Annotated in this window: 17 protein-coding genes; 6 read left to right on the top strand and 11 right to left on the bottom strand. The window is 61.6% G+C overall.

Annotated elements, in window-relative coordinates:
• Positions 1-16: 16 nt before the first annotated feature.
• The 8 genes from KW062_RS19310 to KW062_RS19275 form a co-directional block, all read right to left on the bottom strand.
• A complete protein-coding gene (locus KW062_RS19310; protein WP_105755250.1) occupies positions 17-1024 on the bottom strand; it encodes a glutathione S-transferase family protein in 1008 nt (335 codons plus the stop codon).
• Between the two features lie 89 nt (positions 1025-1113).
• Complete coding sequence (locus tag KW062_RS19305) at positions 1114-2115, bottom strand: glycosyl transferase family protein (RefSeq protein WP_105755251.1); 1002 nt, start codon at positions 2113-2115, stop codon at positions 1114-1116.
• Entirely contained in the window at positions 2112-2447 is a 336-nt protein-coding gene (locus KW062_RS19300; protein WP_105755252.1) for a TusE/DsrC/DsvC family sulfur relay protein, read from the bottom strand. The genes KW062_RS19305 and KW062_RS19300 overlap by 4 nt, the downstream gene beginning before the upstream one ends.
• Positions 2444-2743, bottom strand: coding sequence for a sulfurtransferase complex subunit TusB (gene tusB, locus KW062_RS19295; RefSeq protein WP_027616038.1), 300 nt, complete (start codon positions 2741-2743; stop codon positions 2444-2446). The genes KW062_RS19300 and tusB overlap by 4 nt, the downstream gene beginning before the upstream one ends.
• The gene (gene tusC, locus KW062_RS19290; RefSeq protein WP_105755253.1) at positions 2743-3105 is read right to left on the bottom strand and encodes a sulfurtransferase complex subunit TusC; all 363 of its coding nucleotides are present in this window, start codon (positions 3103-3105) and stop codon (positions 2743-2745) included. The genes tusB and tusC overlap by 1 nt, the downstream gene beginning before the upstream one ends.
• A 3-nt stretch (positions 3106-3108) precedes the next feature.
• Positions 3109-3501 (bottom strand): sulfurtransferase complex subunit TusD, encoded by a 393-nt coding sequence (gene tusD / locus KW062_RS19285; protein WP_027616040.1) that lies wholly within the window; start codon positions 3499-3501, stop codon positions 3109-3111.
• A 65-nt stretch (positions 3502-3566) separates the two neighbouring features.
• Positions 3567-4271: a YoaK family protein gene (locus KW062_RS19280; protein WP_027616041.1), complete on the bottom strand. Its 705-nt coding sequence runs from the start codon at positions 4269-4271 to the stop codon at positions 3567-3569.
• A 3-nt stretch (positions 4272-4274) separates the two neighbouring features.
• Positions 4275-4604, bottom strand: a complete 330-nt coding sequence (locus KW062_RS19275) for a DUF6388 family protein (RefSeq protein WP_027616042.1) — start codon at positions 4602-4604, stop codon at positions 4275-4277.
• Between the two features lie 154 nt (positions 4605-4758).
• Here KW062_RS19275 and KW062_RS19270 point away from each other — a divergent pair, with 154 nt between their 5' ends.
• Entirely contained in the window at positions 4759-5097 is a 339-nt protein-coding gene (locus KW062_RS19270; RefSeq protein WP_105755254.1) for a hypothetical protein, read from the top strand.
• 3 nt (positions 5098-5100) lie between these two features.
• Here the strand turns inward: KW062_RS19270 and lpxH are convergent, their stop codons facing one another.
• Both lpxH and KW062_RS19260 read right to left on the bottom strand, forming a co-directional pair.
• Entirely contained in the window at positions 5101-5853 is a 753-nt protein-coding gene (gene lpxH, locus KW062_RS19265) for a UDP-2,3-diacylglucosamine diphosphatase (RefSeq protein WP_105755255.1), read from the bottom strand.
• Entirely contained in the window at positions 5850-6353 is a 504-nt protein-coding gene (locus KW062_RS19260) for a peptidylprolyl isomerase (RefSeq protein WP_105755256.1), read from the bottom strand. The genes lpxH and KW062_RS19260 overlap by 4 nt, the downstream gene beginning before the upstream one ends.
• 250 nt (positions 6354-6603) lie before the next feature.
• Here KW062_RS19260 and KW062_RS19255 point away from each other — a divergent pair, with 250 nt between their 5' ends.
• Together KW062_RS19255 and cysS are read left to right on the top strand one after the other, a co-directional pair.
• Positions 6604-8301: a glutamine--tRNA ligase/YqeY domain fusion protein gene (locus tag KW062_RS19255; protein WP_105755257.1), complete on the top strand. Its 1698-nt coding sequence runs from the start codon at positions 6604-6606 to the stop codon at positions 8299-8301.
• Positions 8302-8319: 18 nt separating this feature from the next.
• Positions 8320-9702, top strand: coding sequence for a cysteine--tRNA ligase (gene cysS / locus KW062_RS19250; RefSeq protein ID WP_105755258.1), 1383 nt, complete (start codon positions 8320-8322; stop codon positions 9700-9702).
• A gap of 172 nt (positions 9703-9874) precedes the next feature.
• On the opposite strand, the gene KW062_RS19245 is transcribed toward cysS, so the two are convergent.
• Complete coding sequence (locus KW062_RS19245) at positions 9875-11716, bottom strand: sigma-54-dependent Fis family transcriptional regulator (RefSeq protein WP_105755259.1); 1842 nt, start codon at positions 11714-11716, stop codon at positions 9875-9877.
• Between the two features lie 401 nt (positions 11717-12117).
• On the opposite strand from KW062_RS19245, the gene KW062_RS19240 reads away from it, so the two are divergent.
• The 3 genes from KW062_RS19240 to KW062_RS19230 are packed head-to-tail and all read left to right on the top strand — an operon-like array spanning position 12118 to position 15172.
• The gene (locus KW062_RS19240; protein ID WP_027616049.1) at positions 12118-13212 is read left to right on the top strand and encodes an ABC transporter ATP-binding protein; all 1095 of its coding nucleotides are present in this window, start codon (positions 12118-12120) and stop codon (positions 13210-13212) included.
• Entirely contained in the window at positions 13212-14309 is a 1098-nt protein-coding gene (locus KW062_RS19235) for an ABC transporter ATP-binding protein (RefSeq protein WP_105755260.1), read from the top strand. Before KW062_RS19240 ends, KW062_RS19235 begins: the two co-directional genes overlap by 1 nt.
• Positions 14306-15172: a carbohydrate ABC transporter permease gene (locus KW062_RS19230; RefSeq protein WP_105755261.1), complete on the top strand. Its 867-nt coding sequence runs from the start codon at positions 14306-14308 to the stop codon at positions 15170-15172. Before KW062_RS19235 ends, KW062_RS19230 begins: the two co-directional genes overlap by 4 nt.
• Positions 15173-15176 lie beyond the last annotated feature (4 nt).

Raw genomic sequence — 15176 nt, 5'->3', positions numbered from 1 at the left:
GCCCTAAAAACCGACATCAATTCCGCGGTTTGTGCCAAACCCCTTTCCCACTCAACCGCTGTCGATCATGCCCGGCACTGAAATCCTGCATCGGCCCCTTCGGCACAATCCCTGTCGGATTGATGGTCTTATGGCTGCCGTAGTAATGGTTCTTGATGTGGGTAAAATCCACGGTCTCGGCAATACCCGGCCACTGGTACAGCTCACGCAGCCAATTCGACAGGTTCGGATAGTCGGCAATCCGCCGCAGGTTGCACTTGAAGTGCCCGTGGTACACCGCGTCGAAGCGAATCAGCGTGGTGAACAGGCGAATGTCGGCTTCGGTCAGATACTCGCCGCTGAGGTAGCGGTTCTGATCGAGTAAAACTTCCAGATAATCGAGTTCGGCAAACAGCTCATCAAACGCACTTTCATAAGCCTGTTGCGACGTAGCAAAGCCAGCGCGGTACACGCCGTTGTTGACTGCCGGATAGATGCGTTCATTCAGCGCATCGATCGCTTCGCGCAACGGCGCGGGGCAGAAGTCCAGGTCATTGCCGGTCAACTCGTCAAAGGCGCTGTTGAACATGCGGATGATTTCCGCCGACTCATTGTTGACGATGCGCTGCTGTTGCTTGTCCCACAGCAGCGGCACGGTCACGCGTCCGGTGTAGTCGGCGGTGTCGGCGGTGTAGCGCTGGTGCAGGAACTGGAAGTGGTCGAGTGGATCCCCGCTGGAGCCCAGTTGCTGATCGAAGGACCAGCCGTTCTCGGCCATCAGCCAACTGACCACCGATACATCAATCAATGCTTCCAGGCCCTTGAGCTTGCGCAGGATCAGGGTGCGATGGGCCCAGGGGCAGGCCAGGGAGACGTAGAGATGATAGCGCCCGGGCTCCGCAGCAAAACCACCGACCCCGCTCGGGCCGGGCTGGCCATCCGCGGTCAGCCAGTTACGACGCTGCGCTTGCTCTCGCTGAAAGGCGCCATCCTTGCTGCTTTCGTACCACTGGTCGCGCCATTGGCCTTCGACTAACAAGCCCATGTCCAGATTCCTCTACCGATAATCGTTGGAGTCCAGTGTAGGGCCATGGGTTCGAACTAAAAGAGCAAAGAGTGGGCGGGAATGATCGGTTAAATCGATCTGTCCCGGGCGTCCCAGTAGTGCTGGGCGGTGATAAAGGCCTGCTCGCGCGAGGTGCCGAGGCCACGCAAGGCCAGGGCCATGGTCGAGATCAGGGCCATTTGCGGGTAGCTGTCGACCACATCACCGCGCCACACGGCTTTCAGATGCTCGGGGTCGAGGCTTGCCGGCTTGACGTGACGCTGCGCCGACAATTGCGGCCATTCCTCGTCCCAGCTGACGCCGCCGCTGCTGCCATACAGGTGACTGTCGGCGTCCGGGTTGATCTCGATCTCGCCGCCATCGCCCTTGATCACGATCACGTTGTCCCCCAGCAGACCGCTGGCGTCCCGATGAACGCCCTGGTAGCCCGGATGGAAGATGCTCTGCAAGCCGCAGCGCGCGCCGAGCGGGTTGAGAATCCGCGCCAGTGAGTGGATCGGCGAGCGCAGGCCGAGGGTGTTGCGCAGGTCGATCATCCGCTGCAGTTGCGGCGCCCAGTCGCCCAGGGGCATGAACGCCAGGTTGCCCTCGGCAAGGGCGCTGTCGACCTGCTGCCAAGTGCGACACAGCGGAATCTGCAGGAAGTCCAGCAACTGCTCGGTGTAGAGGCGCCCGGCGGTGTGCGCGCCGCCGCCGTGCATGAAGATGCGGACACCATTTTGTGCCAGGCACTTGGCCGCCATCAGGTACCAGGGCAGGTGGCGCTTCTTGCCGGCGTAGGTCGGCCAGTCGAGGTCGACCGCCAGCGGCGGGGCGTCCAGGCGCTCGCGCAGGGCCTCGGTGAAGCCGGCCAGCTCTTCCGGGCTTTCTTCCTTGTGCCGCAACAGCATCAGGAACGCGCCGAGCTGGGTGTCTTCGACCTTGTCGTCGAGCAGCATGCCCATTGCCTCGCGGGCTTCTTCGCGGGTCAGGCTGCGGGCGCCGCGTTTGCCTTTGCCGAGAATCCGCACGAAGGGCGCGAAAGGGTGTTCGGCGGGCGTTTCGATGAGCAGTGGGGCGAAGTCGGTCATAGGCAATTCGTCGGTTTGGGCAGGCCCGCCAGCTTGGCGGCGAGTTTGGCGGGGGTGCCTTTGAATAGTCGGTTCAGGTGCAGGCTGTTGCCTTTGTCCGGTCCCAGCTTGAGTGCGGTGTACTTGATCAGCGGCCGCGTCGCCGGCGACAGCTGGAACTCCTGATAGAAACCGCGCAACAACTCAAGGACTTCCCAGTGCTCCGGGGTCAGCTCAAGCGCCTCGGCTGCCGCTAGCGCCTTGGCGACCTCCGCGGACCAATCGGCCAAGTCCAGCAGATAACCGTCCTTGTCCAGTTCGATGTGCCGTGTACCTACGGTCAGCGCATTCATAGCCAGCTGTTGACCTTGTCGTAGGCAATCGACAGCTCGACGAAGGCCGGGTAGTCGATGGCGGTCACCCCTTCAGGCACTTGCAAACCCCTGGCCTGAACGTCTTCGTCCAGCGCCAGCACGCGCAAACCAGCGCCCCTAGCCTGCAATGCCTGCAGCGGCGCGGTGCCGGGTTGCAGGGCGTAGACCGCATCACCGGTGAGCAGCAGTCCGTCGTGGGCACCGATCAGGCGCAGGCAACTGGTCAGCCGGTCGTCGTTGAACGGTGAGTGAGACAACACATGCAAAGTCGACATCAGAGGGTAATCACCTGGTCAAAGCGGTCGATAACGGCCGAGATCTGCCCGGCATCCAGTAGCTGCAGCTCCTCGAGGCTCAGGGTGTCGGGCTTCAGGCCACGGGCGCTGGCGCTGTCGGCGCAGGCGAACAGCTCTTCAATCCCGAACAGGCCCAGTGCCTGCAGGTTGGCGCTGAGGTCTTTCTGTTGCAGCGCCTTGGCGTTCTGTCCGCTGGCCAGCTGGAACACGCCATCGTCGAGAAACAGCAGGCCGATCGGCAAATCGAATGCGCCGCCGGCGAGCACGATGTCCAGGGCTTCACGGGCGGTTGGGCCGGACCAGGGTGCCTGGCGGCTGACAATCAACAGGGATTTAGGCATGACTCATGGCCCTCCAAAGCAGATCAGGCGATCGGCGTCCTGCACCGCATCGTGCAGTTGCCCGAGGCCGGACAATTCCCACGGCGCATCGACGTTGATCGCACTGCGCTGGTAGCGCTGGGCTTCGGCGGTGTCCAGCACGCCACGGCGCAGGGCGGCGGCAATGCACACCACGGCGTCGAGCTGGTGCTCGCTGACAAAGTCGCGCCATTGCCGCGCCAGGTCCGGCTCGTCCTGGGGCGTGACCAGGGAATTGGAGGCGTTGTAAACGCCGTCCTGATAGAAAAACAGCCGCACAATTTCGTGCCCACCGGCCAGCGCCGCCTGGGCGAACAGCAGGGCGCGGCGCGAGGAGGGCGCGTGTGCAGCGGAAAACAGCGCGATGGCGAACTTCATGGCGAACTCTGAGGATAAATCTGCGGCCATGATAATGCTTTATCGATGCAGCGGCGAAGGGCGATTCAGCGCGGCATATAGCCCAGTTGCCAGCGCCGTGGAATCTTCAGCGACGCGATACCCAGCACAGCAGCGAGCAGGCCGCTGGCGTACAGGGCCTGCAGGCCGAAACGCTGCTCGAGCAGCGCGCCGAGTACGGCGCCGGCGAACATGCCGGTCCACGGGATCAACTGCACGCGCCAGCCATTGCGCCGTTCACCGAGCATCCAGCGCCCCAGCCCGCGACCAAAGCGCGACAGGGCGCCGGTGACGTAGGTCAGGCCGATCGGCAAACCATTGACCTGCTCTACTGCGGCGTTGAGCATGCCCATGGCGATCACCGCGCCGACCAGCGCCGGGTAGCGCGCCTCGAACGGCCAAGCGGCGGCCAAACACAGCAGCGCGGCGATGCTCAGCATCAGCGGCAGGGCACGCCGTCTGCTCATGCGGCTGACGATCACGCCGAGCGCATTGCCGAGCACGAACATCAAGACCAATCCCAGCAAGCGCAGGATCAGGCGCCAGTCACCGTCGCTGATCGCCACGGCCAGGCGGGTGGTGTTGCCGCTCATGAAGGAGACGAAGTCGCCGGTGGCCATAAAGCCGATGGCGTCGGTCATGCCTGCCAGCACCGACAGACTCGCCACCAGGCACAGGCCAATGCGCCCGCGCCACTTCTGGGTGTGTTGCAGGGCGGCGGTTGGAGTTCTATGGGGCGCGGTGGGCAGCATCGCTTACTCCTTGATGCCGTTCAGTTCGCAATAAGCCGGCCAGTCCATGCCGGCCATCTGCGCCACTTCCTTGTGCACCTCCAGGCGTTGCGCCTGAAAGTCCTCGGGGGTGGCGCTGGTCAGTTGCAGGGTCAGCTCCCAGGCGAACAAACCCAGGCGCTCAGCCTCGGCTTCGAAGGCTTCGTGCAGGTGTTCATTGCGAAAGACTTCGAGGGTCTGGTGCTTGGCCTGGGCGGCGAGGGGGTTGAGGTGGTCGAGTTCCTCGCGCAGCGCAGGGTGCGCATTGAGGAAGCGTTGCAGCGCCAGTTCGTGTGGCGATTGGATTGGGGCCATGGATCTTCCTCGGTAAATAGGCAGTATGCGCAGCCTGGGGCGGCCGGTGTTGATTCGGGTCAGGCGTTTTTCCCCAGTTAAGCAGAGCCGGTGCATTTCGAGACAGCGACGCAGGGTGATAGAGTCGGCGTTTTGCTCATTTTAAGGAAGCACAATGCGTATTTTGATGGTGGCACTGGCCGGTGTCCTGCTGGCGGGTTGTGCCGGGTCGACGATGAAGCAGGCGCGTACCCAGGCGCCGAACCAGACCCTGAGCTCGGACAAGGCCGATCTGATCGTCGCCCAGTGCGTGCAGTTCGCCTGGCAGGACGAGGACGTGTTCGGCGTCGACGCCAGCGGTTACCTGGAGCCGAGCGAGGGCGGCGGTTACACGGTTTACACCCGTTCCGCCGAGGCCTTCATTGATGTGCAGGGTGGTTCGCTGAAGTACTACGCCGTTGAAGACAACTTTGTCGCCAAACGCCGGTTGGCAGCACTGGCGACCTGCTTGTAAGGCTTAAAGCTGGGGCAGGGCGGGCACCACCGGCGGCACGAAATCGAAGGCCGCCAGCTGGAAGCCCTGCTCGTCGACCTGCAAGGCCCAGCCCTGTCGATCCCAGTCACCCAGCACGATGCGCTTGGCCGCCTGATCACCGATCTGCAGCTTGTGGATCGCCGGACGGTGGGTGTGGCCGTGGACCAGGGTTTTCACCCCGTATTGCTGCATGATCCGCGGGATTTCCTCGGGGGTCACGTCGACGATGTCGTTGGCCTTGACCCGGGTTTGCGCGCGGCTTTCACTGCGCAATTTGCGCGCCAGAGCGTGGCGCGTGCGCAGCGGCAAATGGCGCAGGATAAACAGGGTCAGCGGGTTGCGCAGGGTGCGCCGCAGCTTCATGTAGCTGACGTCGCGGGTGCACAGGCTGTCGCCGTGCATCAATAGCACCGGCTCGTCATAGAACTTCACCACACTCGGGTCTGGCAGCAGGGTGCAGCCCGCCGCCTTGCAGAACCCCTTGCCGAGCAGGAAGTCTCGATTGCCGTGCATCAGGAATATGGCCGTGCCGCTGTCACTGAGTTCGCGCAGGGCCTGGCAGATGGAGCGTTGAAAGGGGCTCATGGCGTCGTCGCCAATCCAGGCCTCGAAAAAGTCGCCGAGGATGTACAGCGCACTGGCGGAGCGGGCGCGGGTGGCGAGCAGATTCAGAAACGCCCGGGTGATGTCCGGGCGCTCCTCTTCCAGATGTAAGTCTGAAATCAGCAATATCACTCAATGATCTCGGCTTTCTCGATGATCACGTCGTCTGCTGGTACGTCCTGGTGGCCGGACTTCATGGTGGTGGAAACACCCTTGATCTTGTCGACCACGTCGGTGCCGGCGGTCACTTTGCCGAATACCGCGTAACCCCAGCCCTGCACGTTCTTGCCGCTGTGGTTGAGGAAGCTATTGTCCGCCACGTTGATGAAGAACTGTGCGGACGCCGAATGCGGCTCCATGGTGCGGGCCATGGCGACGGTGTATTTGTCGTTCGACAGGCCGTTGTCAGCCTCGTTCTGGATGCTTGGGCGCTTGTCTTTCTTTTCCTTCATGCCTGGCTCGAAACCGCCGCCCTGGATCATGAAGTTGCCGATGACGCGGTGGAATACGGTGTTGGTGTAGTGACCGGCGTTAACGTACTCGATGAAGTTGGCCACGGTGATCGGGGCTTTCTCGGCGTTCAGTTCCAGGACGATGTCGCCATGGTTGGTGGTCAGTTTGACTTGGGTCATGATTACTACTCTTTCAAGGAATTCGTGGGTTTTGGGACAACAGCTCCCGGCACCGGTTCAGCCGTTGACGGCCAAGGTGCGCAGTTTAGCGCGACAGGCGCGAATTTCGAGGTTGTTTTTCATCGCCCGGCCAATAAAATCAGCAGTTTTGCCGCCTGCTCTGTCAGGGGCTCGAGCGCATCGGCTATCATAGCGGTTTTGTTTTGTCCGGCCCGTATCAAGGCCACGCACGAGTATGCCCAAGGATCCTATGAGCAAGCCCACTGTCGACCCTACCTCGAATGCCAAGACCGGCCCAGCCGTGCCGGTCAACTTCCTGCGGCCGATTATCCAGGCAGACCTGGACTCGGGTAAGCACACGCAGATCGTCACCCGTTTCCCGCCTGAGCCCAACGGCTACCTGCACATCGGTCACGCCAAGTCGATCTGTGTGAACTTCGGCCTGGCCCAGGAATTCGGCGGCGTCACCCACCTGCGTTTCGACGACACCAACCCGGCCAAGGAAGACCAGGAGTACATCGACGCCATCGAAAGCGACGTCAAGTGGCTGGGTTTCGAGTGGTCGGGCGAAGTGCGCTACGCCTCGCAGTATTTCGATCAACTGCACGACTGGGCGGTCGAACTGATCAAGGCCGGCAAGGCCTACGTTGACGACCTGAGCCCCGAGCAGGCCAAGGAATACCGTGGCAGCCTGACCGAGCCGGGCAAGAACAGCCCGTTCCGCGACCGTTCGGTTGAAGAGAACCTCGACTGGTTCGCCCGCATGCGTGCCGGTGAATTCCCGGACGGCGCCCGTGTGCTGCGCGCGAAGATCGACATGGCCTCGCCGAACATGAACCTGCGCGACCCGATCATGTACCGCATTCGCCACGCCCATCACCACCAGACCGGCGACAAGTGGTGCATCTACCCGAACTACGACTTCACCCACGGCCAGTCGGACGCCATCGAAGGCATCACCCACTCGATCTGCACCCTGGAGTTCGAAAGCCATCGTCCGCTGTACGAGTGGTTCCTCGACAACCTGCCGGTGCCGGCCAACCCGCGCCAGTACGAGTTCAGCCGCCTGAACCTGAACTACACCATCACCAGCAAGCGCAAGCTCAAGCAGTTGGTGGACGAGAAGCACGTCAACGGCTGGGACGACCCGCGCATGTCGACGCTGTCGGGCTTCCGCCGTCGCGGCTACACGCCGAAATCGATCCGTAACTTCTGCGAAATGGTTGGCACCAACCGTTCCGACGGCGTGGTCGACTTCGGCATGCTGGAATTCAGCATCCGCGACGACCTCGACCACAGCGCCCCGCGTGCCATGTGCGTGCTGCGTCCGCTGAAAGTGGTGATCACCAACTACCCGGAAGACCAGGTCGAGAACCTCGAACTGCCGTGCCACCCGAAAGAAGACATGGGCGTGCGCGTCCTGCCGTTCGCCCGGGAAATCTACATCGACCGTGAAGACTTCATGGAAGAGCCGCCAAAAGGCTATAAGCGCCTGGAACCGGCCGGTGAAGTGCGCCTGCGCGGCAGCTACGTGATCCGCGCCGACGAAGCGATCAAGGACGCCGATGGCAACATCGTCGAACTGCGTTGCTCGTACGATCCTGAAACCCTGGGCAAGAACCCGGAAGGCCGTAAGGTCAAGGGCGTGATTCACTGGGTACCGGCTGCGGCCAGCGTCGAGTGCGAAGTGCGCCTGTACGATCGCCTGTTCCGTTCGGCCAACCCTGAGAAGGCCGAAGACAGCGCCAGTTTCCTGGACAACATCAACCCTGACTCACTGCAAGTCCTCACCGGTTGTCGTGCCGAGCCTTCGTTGGGCAATGCACAGCCGGAAGACCGTTTCCAGTTCGAGCGCGAAGGTTACTTCTGCGCGGATATCAAGGACTCGAAACCGGGCGCTCCGGTATTCAACCGTACCGTGACCCTGCGCGACTCCTGGGGCCAGTGATTCAGTCAAGGAACTAAAGTGCTAACGATCTACAACACGCTCACCAAGAGCAAAGAAGTTTTCAAGCCGCTGGATGGCAACAAGGTGCGCATGTACGTGTGCGGGATGACCGTGTACGACTACTGCCACCTCGGCCACGGACGCAGCATGGTCGCCTTCGACCTGGTGACCCGCTGGTTGCGGTTCAGCGGGTACGACCTGACCTACGTGCGCAACATCACCGACATCGACGACAAGATCATCAATCGGGCCAACGAGAACGGCGAGTCGTTCGAAGCCTTGACCGAGCGCATGATCGCGGCGATGCATGAAGACGAAGCACGGCTGAACATCCAGAAGCCGGACATGGAGCCGCGCGCCACGGACCACATCCCTGGCATGCACGCGATGATCCAGACCCTGATTGACAAGGGCTTCGCCTACGCCCCGGGTAATGGCGACGTGTACTACCGCGTCGGCAAGTTCATGGGTTACGGCAAGCTGTCGCGCAAGAAGATCGAAGACCTGCGCATCGGTGCGCGGATCGAGGTCGACGAAGCCAAGGAAGATCCGCTGGATTTCGTCCTGTGGAAGGGCGTCAAGCCGGGCGAGCCGAGCTGGGAGTCGCCATGGGGCGCCGGGCGTCCGGGCTGGCACATCGAGTGCTCGGTGATGTCCACCTGCTGCCTGGGTGAGACCTTCGACATCCACGGTGGCGGCAGCGACCTGGAGTTCCCGCACCACGAGAACGAAATCGCCCAGAGCGAAGCGGCCACCGGCAAGACCTACGCCAACGCGTGGATGCATTGCGGGATGATTCGCATTAATGGCGAGAAGATGTCCAAGTCGTTGAACAACTTCTTCACCATTCGCGACGTGCTCGACAAGTACCACCCGGAAGTCGTGCGCTATCTGCTGGTGTCGAGCCACTACCGCAGCGCCATCAACTATTCGGAAGATAACCTCAAGGACGCCAAGGGCGCCCTGGAGCGTTTCTACCATGCGTTGAAAGGCCTGCCGAACGTGGCGCCGGCGGGCGGCGAAGCCTTCGTCGAGCGTTTCACCCAGGTGATGAACGACGACTTCGGCACCCCGGAAGCCTGCGCTGTGCTGTTCGAGATGGTCCGCGAGATCAACCGCCTGCGCGACAGCGACCTGGATGCGGCGGCCGGCCTGGCCGCGCGCTTGAAAGAGCTGGCCAGCGTGCTGGGTGTGTTGCAGCTCGAAGCCGATGACTTCCTGCAAGCCGGCGCCGAAGGGCGCGTGGATGCCGCCGAAGTCGACGCGCTGATCGCTGCGCGCCTCGCTGCACGGGCCGGCAAGGACTGGGCCGAATCCGACCGCATCCGCGACCAGCTCACCGCCATGGGCGTGGTGCTGGAAGACGGCAAGGGTGGGACGACCTGGCGATTGGCTGACTGATTGCCATAGCTGCTAAAGACAAAAACCCGCCTTGTGCGGGTTTTTGTTTATGTGAAGGATGTGATTGTTGCAGTGTTTGGGCTGGCCTCATCGCGAGCAGGCTCGCTCCTACAGTGGGCCAGGCACAGATCCCCTGTAAGAGCGAGCCTGCTCGCGATTGACTGCGCAGCAGTCAGCTTTCGGTTTGGCGCAACCGCTTGTACAGGGTGTTACGACTCACCCCCAGCCGCCGCGCCAAGTGCGAAATATTCCCCCCGACCGCCTTCAACTGCCGACTCAAATCCTCGGCATCCTCCAGATTCACTGCCAACGGCTGCGGCGTTTCAACCGGCTCCATCTGCAAATCGACAAAAAAATCATCCGGCAAATGCTCGGGGCGGATCGGCTGGTCTTCGGCCATGGCCAGCGCCACCTGCATCACGCTGCTGACCTGGCGCAGATTGCCCGGCCATGGATGGCGGCTGAACAGCGCCAGGACCTCCGCGCTCAAACCGCTCCACTGCGCAGGGTCGCGATGCTGTTCCCACAGCCGCTTGAACAACGCCTGCTTGTCGCTGCGCTCACGCAACGGCGGCAATTCGAGGGTCAGGCCGCCGATGCGGTAGTACAGATCCTCGCGAAAGCGCCCCAGTTGCACCTGCTCGCGCAACACAAGGTTGGTCGCGGAAATGATCCGGATATCCACGGCGAACGACTCGCTGCTGCCCACCGGTTGCACGCAGCGCTCCTGCAATACCCGCAGCAATCGGGCCTGGGTCGGCAGTGGCATGTCGCCAATCTCGTCGAGAAACAGCGTGCCTTTGTCGGCCTTGCGGATCAGGCCGATGCTGCCTTTCTGGTTGGCGCCGGTGAACGCGCCTTTTTCGTAGCCGAACAATTCGGACTCCACCAATTCGGCGGGGATCGCCGCGCAATTGACCGCAATAAATGCCTGCTTGCTGCGCGAGCTGGCCTGGTGCAAGGCCTTGACGAAGACCTCCTTGCCGACCCCGGTTTCGCCATGAATCAGTAGCGGAATATCTTTCTCCAGCAGGCGTTCGGCTTGGCGCACGGCCTTTTCTACGCGGCTGTCACCGAAGTGCAGGGTGCTCAGGCCGATGGCTTGGGGGGCAGCAGCAAGTGCGGCCGGTTCGCTGAACACACGAGGCTGGATCGGTTGCTGTTGCGGGCGCCGCAGCAGGCAATGAAAGCGATTGCGCCCAGCGGCTTGCAGGGCGAAGGGCTGGCCGTCGGGTTGATTGAGCAGTTCACGCAGCGACACCTGGAACAGGCTTTCGACGCTGAGCCGCGACAGACGCACGCCGAGCAGGTTATCGGCACGGCGGTTGGCCGACAGCACCTGGCCACTTTCATCGAAAATCAACAGCCCGGCCCATTGGCTGTCGAGGTTGTTCAGGCCGGTGTTGAACACCAGTTGAAAGTGTTCACCCTTGAACAGGTTGAGGATCAGCCGGTTTTCCACGGTCTGGCTCATCATCTTGACCATGCCCAGGGTGTGGTCCGGCGGCAGATAGCTGTCGCTGGACACATCGAGCACCGCAATGACCCGGCGTTCGGCATCGAAGATGGGTGCCGCCGATCCGGTCATGAAGCGGTTGGCCTTGAGGAAGTGTTCATCGTGGGCGATATGCACCGCCTGTTCGCAAGCCAGCGCGGTGCCGATGGCGTTGGTGCCGCTGCATTGCTCGCGCCAGTTGGCGCCGGCATTGAAACCACGGCTGAGCGCGGGGTCGATCAGCCGTTGAGTGCCCCAGGAGGTCAGCACCTGGCCTTGATTGTCGGCGAGCATGATCAGGCAGTTGGAGTTGCTGAGGATGTTTTCGTAATACGGCAGGACTTCCTGATGGGTGGTCTGTACCAGCGCGTGCTGGCTGTCGAGCAGGCGGGAAATGTCAGCGGCGGGCAGTTGATCGAAAGCCGGAGCGCTTTGGTGTTGCAAGCCAAAGCCGCGGCAACGGGACCAGGAGTCCTGGACCATGGCGTCATGGGACAGGGGCGGGGCAGGAACGGCCATGGCAGTCAGCCTCTGATGCGATGTTTTTATTGTTGTTATGGAGTCCAATTCCTCAGAACGAAAGAGATCCCCTGTGGGAGCAGCCCGGGCGGCGTTCCGCTGCTCGCGAAGGCGCCGGGACAGTCACTAAATTCGTTGAATGACACTCCGCTTTCCCGAGCAGGCTCGCTCCTACACTGATTCCTCTGTGTTCACTGAATTGGAGCAAAAACCGTCCATTGAGTGTTGTTCACTATTGTTCATTGTCAACCAGATGAACTGTTCAAATGTGTTCAGCAATGAACGCCCATTCGCCGCATCAATAAGGGTTTTCCCAGCAAATCAATCACTTGCCATTTCTGGCACGAATGTCGCTCTGTTGCTCCGGTCGCTTGTCTCCCAATAATAAAAAAGGCCGCGCCATGTCGTTAACCCTGGAGCACGTCAGCCGCACCGTCGAGGGTCAGATCTGGATCGATGACGCCTGCCTGAAATTCGAACCCGGATCCTTCAATGTCCTGCTAGGACGTACGCTGTCCGGCAAGACCAGCCTGATGCGCTTGATGGCCGGCCTCGACAAACCGGACAGCGGTAGGGTGCTGATGAATGGCGTCGATGTCACCCAGCGCCCGGTACGCTTGCGCAATGTGTCGATGGTCTATCAGCAGTTCATCAATTACCCGACCATGACCGTGTTTGAGAACATTGCCTCGCCGCTGCGCCAGGCCGGGGTTTCAGCCGAGCTGATCCAGAGCAAAGTGCGCGAAACCGCGCAGATGTTGCGTATCGACAAGTTCCTCCAGCGTTATCCGCTGGAGCTTTCCGGCGGCCAGCAGCAGCGCACTGCCATGGCCCGGGCGCTGGTCAAGGATGCCGAGCTGATCCTGTTCGACGAGCCGCTGGTCAACCTCGACTACAAGCTGCGCGAGGAACTGCGCCAAGAAATGCGCGAACTGTTCCAGGCCCGCCACACCATTGCCATCTATGCCACCACCGAACCCAACGAAGCCCTGGCCCTGGGCGGCACCACCACCATTGTTCATGAAGGCCGGGTGATCCAGAGCGGCAAGACCGCCGAGGTCTATCACCAGCCCCGGACGGTACTGGCGGCCGAGTTGTTTTCCGAGCCGCCGATCAACCTGATGCCGGGGCGGATCAGTGGCAACGAAGTGAGCTTCGCCAATTTCGTGCACTTCCCGCTTAACGTTGACCTGCGGGCGGTGGGCGAGGGCGAGTTCCGTTTCGGCGTGCGCCCCAGCCACATCTCGTTAGTGCCGAGCAACGATGACGACCTGGAGCTGGCGGTCACCGTCGAAGTCGCGGAAATCAGCGGCTCGGAAACTTTCCTGCATGTGCGCAACGAGCATTTCCTGCTGGTGCTGCACTTGCCCGGGGTCCACGAATACGACGTCGATGCGCCGATTCGTATCTATATCCCTACCCACAAACTGTTTGTCTTCGACGCCCAGGGACGCTTGTTACAGGCGCCCGGTCGACGTGTCGCGAGGGTTGCCTGATGGCCGAAATTCATTTGCAAAACCTCGCCCATAGCTACACCCGCACCCCAAGCGGCCCCGAGGATTATGCGATCCGCGAAATGAACCACATCTGGGAGCAGGGCGGCGCCTATGCTTTGCTCGGTCCTTCCGGGTGCGGCAAGTCGACCTTGCTCAACATCATTTCCGGTTTGCTCAGTCCCTCCGAGGGCCAGGTGCTGTTCGACAATAAAGTGGTCAACCAGCTGACCCCGGAGAAGCGCAACATCGCCCAGGTGTTCCAGTTTCCGGTGGTCTACGACACCATGACAGTGTTCGACAACCTGGCCTTCCCGCTGCGCAATCAGGGCCTGGCAGAAGCCCGGGTACGCAGCAAGGTCGAGGAAATTGCCGAGGTGCTCGACCTGCAGAATCTGCTGGCGAAGAAGGCGCGCAACCTCACCGCCGACGAAAAGCAGAAGGTCTCCATGGGCCGTGGACTGGTGCGTGATGACGTCTCGGCGATCCTCTTCGACGAGCCGCTGACGGTGATCGACCCGCACCTGAAATGGAAGCTGCGGCGCAAGCTCAAGCAGATCCACGAGCAGTTCAACATCACCATGGTCTACGTGACCCACGACCAGCTCGAAGCCTCGACCTTCGCCGACAAGATCGCGGTGATGTACGGCGGGCAAATTGTCCAGTTCGGCACCCCGCGGGAGTTGTTCGAGCGGCCCAGCCACACTTTCGTCGGCTATTTCATCGGCAGTCCGGGGATGAACCTGATCGAGGTCAGCCCGCGCGCCGGCGGAGTGGGTTTTGCCAGTACCGACCTGGGGTTGTCCGAGGCCATGCAACGGCGAATTGCCGAGGCTGAATTCAAGACGCTGAAAGTGGGCATTCGCCCGGAGTTCATCCATGTCTGGGACGAGCCTTACGAAGAGGCGATGCGTGCGGATGTGGTGCATGTCGAGGACCTCGGCACCTACAAGATCCTCACCCTGAAACTCGACGGCGCACCCCTCAAGGTGCGCCTGGCCGAAGACAAACCGGTGCCCGAGGGCAGCGCCTGGATCAGTTTTCCGGCGCAGTGGCTGATGGTCTATGCCGACGATTACCTGCTAGAGGTCCAGTCATGAACAAGGTGCAGAACAACAAGGCCTGGTGGCTGGTGTTGCCGGTGTTCCTGCTGGTGGCGTTCAGCGCGGTGATCCCGATGATGACCGTGGTCAACTATTCGGTGCAGGACATCTTCGACCAGTCGAGCCGCTACTTCGTCGGGGCCGATTGGTACAAACAAGTGCTGCTCGATCCGCGCTTGCATGACTCGCTGCTGCGCCAGTTCATCTATTCGGCCTGCGTGCTGCTGATCGAAATCCCCCTGGGCATCGGCATCGCCCTGACCATGCCGACCAAGGGTCGCTGGTCGTCGCTGGTGTTGATCATCCTGGCGATTCCGCTCCTGATTCCGTGGAACGTGGTCGGCACCATCTGGCAGATTTTCGGCCGCGCCGACATCGGCCTGCTGGGTTCGACGCTGAACGCCATGGGTATCAGCTACAACTACGCCGCCAACACCATGGACGCCTGGGTCACGGTGCTGGTGATGGATGTCTGGCACTGGACCTCGCTGGTGGCGTTGCTCTGCTACTCCGGTCTGCGGGCGATTCCGGATGTGTACTACCAGGCCGCGCGCATCGACCGCGCATCCAGCTGGGCCGTGTTCCGGCATATCCAGTTGCCCAAGCTCAAGAGTGTGCTGCTGATCGCGGTGATGTTGCGGTTCATGGACAGCTTCATGATCTACACCGAGCCCTTCGTGCTCACCGGCGGCGGACCGGGGAATGCCACCACCTTCCTCAGTCAGACCCTGACTCAAATGGCGATAGGGCAATTCGACCTCGGCCCGGCTGCGGCTTTCTCCCTGGTGTATTTCCTGATCATTCTGCTGGTGTCCTGGCTGTTCTATACCGCCATGACCCACTCCGACGCCAACCGCTGAGGCC

It is taken from the genome of Pseudomonas fluorescens (assembly GCF_019212185.1).
In the GTDB taxonomy this organism is placed as follows: Bacteria; Pseudomonadota; Gammaproteobacteria; order Pseudomonadales; family Pseudomonadaceae; genus Aquipseudomonas.
This window is presented reverse-complemented; position numbering and strand designations above follow the sequence as displayed.

Coding starts and splice junctions, on each gene's coding strand:
- KW062_RS19310 (WP_105755250.1), bottom strand. CDS start 1,024: ATGGGCTTGTTAGTCGAAGGCCAATGGCGCGACCAGTGGTACGAAAGC.
- KW062_RS19305 (WP_105755251.1), bottom strand. CDS start 2,115: ATGACCGACTTCGCCCCACTGCTCATCGAAACGCCCGCCGAACACCCT.
- KW062_RS19300 (WP_105755252.1), bottom strand. CDS start 2,447: ATGAATGCGCTGACCGTAGGTACACGGCACATCGAACTGGACAAGGAC.
- tusB (WP_027616038.1), bottom strand. CDS start 2,743: ATGTCGACTTTGCATGTGTTGTCTCACTCACCGTTCAACGACGACCGG.
- tusC (WP_105755253.1), bottom strand. CDS start 3,105: ATGCCTAAATCCCTGTTGATTGTCAGCCGCCAGGCACCCTGGTCCGGC.
- tusD (WP_027616040.1), bottom strand. CDS start 3,501: ATGAAGTTCGCCATCGCGCTGTTTTCCGCTGCACACGCGCCCTCCTCG.
- KW062_RS19280 (WP_027616041.1), bottom strand. CDS start 4,271: ATGCTGCCCACCGCGCCCCATAGAACTCCAACCGCCGCCCTGCAACAC.
- KW062_RS19275 (WP_027616042.1), bottom strand. CDS start 4,604: ATGGCCCCAATCCAATCGCCACACGAACTGGCGCTGCAACGCTTCCTC.
- KW062_RS19270 (WP_105755254.1), top strand. CDS start 4,759: ATGCGTATTTTGATGGTGGCACTGGCCGGTGTCCTGCTGGCGGGTTGT.
- KW062_RS19260 (WP_105755256.1), bottom strand. CDS start 6,353: ATGACCCAAGTCAAACTGACCACCAACCATGGCGACATCGTCCTGGAA.
- KW062_RS19255 (WP_105755257.1), top strand. CDS start 6,604: ATGAGCAAGCCCACTGTCGACCCTACCTCGAATGCCAAGACCGGCCCA.
- KW062_RS19245 (WP_105755259.1), bottom strand. CDS start 11,716: ATGGCCGTTCCTGCCCCGCCCCTGTCCCATGACGCCATGGTCCAGGAC.
- KW062_RS19240 (WP_027616049.1), top strand. CDS start 12,118: ATGTCGTTAACCCTGGAGCACGTCAGCCGCACCGTCGAGGGTCAGATC.
- KW062_RS19235 (WP_105755260.1), top strand. CDS start 13,212: ATGGCCGAAATTCATTTGCAAAACCTCGCCCATAGCTACACCCGCACC.
- KW062_RS19230 (WP_105755261.1), top strand. CDS start 14,306: ATGAACAAGGTGCAGAACAACAAGGCCTGGTGGCTGGTGTTGCCGGTG.